General features: G+C 53.3%; 1 tRNA gene and 2 rRNA genes. All 3 read right to left on the bottom strand.

What is annotated here, in order from left to right:
- Positions 1–6: 6 nt before the first annotated feature.
- The 3 genes from ACR0MP_RS21900 to ACR0MP_RS21890 all read right to left on the bottom strand — a co-directional run bounded on the left by ACR0MP_RS21900 (position 7) and on the right by ACR0MP_RS21890 (position 3,335).
- Positions 7–83: transfer RNA gene (locus ACR0MP_RS21900), tRNA-Met, on the bottom strand.
- Positions 84–206: 123 nt separating this feature from the next.
- A 5S ribosomal RNA gene (rrf, locus tag ACR0MP_RS21895) occupies positions 207–321 on the bottom strand.
- A 187-nt stretch (positions 322–508) separates the two neighbouring features.
- Positions 509–3,335 (bottom strand): 23S ribosomal RNA (locus ACR0MP_RS21890).
- Positions 3,336–3,469: the final 134 nt, after the last annotated feature.

Raw genomic sequence — 3,469 nt, 5'->3', positions numbered from 1 at the left:
TAAAGTTGGTTGCGGGAGCAGGATTTGAACCTGCGACCTTCAGGTTATGAGCCTGACGAGCTACCGGGCTGCTCCATCCCGCGACACTTTAAGTGACCTATCGCTTACGCTACTTGAGGTCTTGTGTTGGTCTAGCGCCTATTCGGCTACTTGAGACCGGGTAGTGTTCTTTTCATCGTGTTTGAGAGACTGTGGGCTTTTTCTAGGTTTGGCGGTGACCTACTCTCCCGGGGCTTAAGCCCAAGTACCATTGGCGCGGCAGTGCTTAACTTCCGGGTTCGGGATGGGACCGGGTGTTTCACTTGCGCTATGACCACCAAACCGAGGAAAAGCCCATGTCGACTTTCTTGCTTTGCAAGAAAGCGACGAGGTGGCAGGCAGCGTCTTTTGCTTGCAAAAGGCGCGTTGCCACTCGGTTATATAATCAACCAACATCGCGGCTTGGCGCTGCGACGTTATCCAACTCAAGGTCAGTGTATGCTTTGGTCTTGTCTTTCCATTACTGGATCAAATCAAGCCTATCGGGCGATTAGTACCGGTCAACTGAACGCATTACTGCGCTTACATCTCCGGCCTATTGACGTGGTGGTCTTCCACGGCCCTCAGGGAGACCTTGTTTTGAGGGGGGCTTCCCGCTTAGATGCCTTCAGCGGTTATCCTGTCCGATCATAGCTACCCAGCACTGCCGTTGGCACGACAACTGGTCCACCAGTGGATCGTTCACCCCGGTCCTCTCGTACTAGGGGCAACTCCTCTCAAGTCTCCTACACCCACGGCAGATAGGGACCGAACTGTCTCACGACGTTCTAAACCCAGCTCACGTACCTCTTTAAACGGCGAACAGCCGTACCCTTGGGACCTGCTCCAGCCCCAGGATGAGATGAGCCGACATCGAGGTGCCAAACACTGCCGTCGATATGGACTCTTGGGCAGTATCAGCCTGTTATCCCCGGCGTACCTTTTATCCGTTGAGCGATGGCCCTTCCACTCGGGACCACCGGATCACTATGGCCGTCTTTCGACTCTGCTCGACTTGTCAGTCTTGCAGTCAGGCTGGCTTCTGCCATTGCACTCAACGAGCGATTTCCGACCGCTCTGAGCCAACCTTCGCGCGCCTCCGTTACGCTTTAGGAGGCGACCGCCCCAGTCAAACTACCCGCCACGCAGGGTCCCGGATCCGGATAACGGACCGCGGTTAGACATCAAGAGTGCGAAGGGTGGTATCTCAAGGGAGGCTCCACGGATACTTGCGTTTCCGCTTCAAAGCCTACCACCTATCCTGCACATCACAATCCTGATGCCAGTGCGAAGCTGTAGTAAAGGTGCACGGGGTCTTTCCGTCTAACCGCGGGAAGCCTGCATCTTGACAGGCAATTCAATTTCGCTGAGTCGATGTTGGAGACAGCGGGGAAGTCGTTACGCCATTCGTGCAGGTCGGAACTTACCCGACAAGGAATTTCGCTACCTTAGGACCGTTATAGTTACGGCCGCCGTTTACCTGGGCTTCAATTCAAGGCTCTCACCTCTCCTTTTAACCTTCAGGCACCGGGCAGGCGTCAGACCCTATACGTCGTCTTGCGACTTCGCAGAGCCCTGTGTTTTTAATAAACAGTCGCCACCCCCTGGTTTGTGCCCCCAGCCCCTAGTTGCCTAGGAACCGGGCCTCCTTCTCGCGAACTTACGGAGGTATTTTGCCGAGTTCCTTCAACATCGTTCTCTCAAGCGCCTTGGTATGCTCTACCAGTCCACCTGTGTCGGTTTAGGGTACGGTCTGATGGAGGGCTATTTCCAGGAACCACTCAGCAGCCCAATCAATCCGATAAGATTGAACTACACCTGTGATCCGTCACATCCTCCTGGCCTAGGAATATTAACCTAGTTCCCATCGCCTACGCCTTTCGGCCTCGGCTTAGGGGCCGGCTTACCCTGCTCAGATTAGCTTTAAGCAGGAACCCTTGGACTTTCGGCGAGAGTGTCTCTCACACTCTTTGTCGCTACTCATGTCATCATTCTCACTAGTGATCTCTCCACCGGATGGCTCACGCCCCGGCTTCATCGAAAGCCTCTCTCCTCCAATCTGCCCGAAGGCATGAAGGAGGAATGAGACTATGTCACACTACGCTCTGCTACCGATGCTTACGCATCCCTAGACTTCGGCTCATGGCTTGAGCCCCGTTACATCTTCGCCGCAGGACAACTTATTTAGACCAGTGAGCTGTTACGCTATCTTTAAAGGATGGCTGCTTCTAAGCCAACCTCCTGGTTGTTTTGGTCGTCCCACCTGCTTTCCCACTTAGCCATGAATTGGGGGCCTTAGTCGTAGGTCAGGGTTGTTTCCCTCTCCACTACGGACGTTAGCATCCGCAGTGTGTCTGCCATCTAGTACTCCCGGGTATTCGGAGTTTGGTTAGGATCAGTAAGCCTGTGGGGCCCCATTACCCATCCAGTGCTCTACCCCCCGGGGTATTCGGATGACGCTCTACCTAAATAGATTTCGCAGAGAACCAGCTATCTCCGAGTTTGATTGGCCTTTCACCCCTAGGCACAGCTCATCCCGATCCTTTTCAACGGATGTGGGTTCGGTCCTCCAGTAAGTGTTACCTTACCTTCAACCTGGCCATGCCTAGATCACTCGGTTTCGGGTCTGATCCCACGAACTCATTCGCCCTATTAAGACTCGCTTTCGCTACGCCTACACCTAACGGCTTAAGCTTGCTCGTGAGACCAAGTCGATGACCCATTATACAAAAGGTACGCCGTCAGATCTCGAGGATCCTCCGACTGATTGTAGGCGTTCGGTTTCAGGTACTGTTTCACTCCCCTCGTCGGGGTGCTTTTCACCTTTCCCTCACGGTACTGGTTCGCTATCGGTCAGCAAGGAGTACTTAGCCTTCGAAGGTGGTCCTCCGATCTTCAGACAGAATTTCACGTGTTCCGCCCTACTTAATACGTCCATCAAAGCTTCCTATACGGGGCTGTCACCCGCTATGGCCACGCTTCCCAACGTGTTCTAGTCACTTATCTGGCTCGGCTGGTCCCCGTTCGCTCGCCGCTACTAGGGGAGTATCAATTGATTTCCTTTCCTCCGGGTACTTAGATGTTTCAGTTCCCCGGGTTTGCTCTTAAAACCCTATGTATTCAGGTCTTAAGTACCTGTTTAAACCCCATATTGAGTATCAAAGATAACAATATGAAGCTTTCAGGTGGGTTGCCCCATTCAGAGATCCATGGATCAAAGCTTATTCTCAGCTCCCCATGGCTTATCGCAGAGTATCACGTCTTTCATCGCCTCTTGCTGCCAAGGCATTCACCAAACGCCCTTCTCGCGCTTGATTTGATCCAGAAAGAGAAAGACAGACGTCCTTCACGGCAGACCCAGCTGGTAACTAAAGGCCGCCTCTGTTTCTGAACCAAAAGCATACTTTCCCGCCTTCTATCCTGGAACCCATGCTGCCGATGTCGGTCGGCC

It is taken from the genome of Ruegeria sp. K3, assembly GCF_056531845.1.
This window is presented reverse-complemented; position numbering and strand designations above follow the sequence as displayed.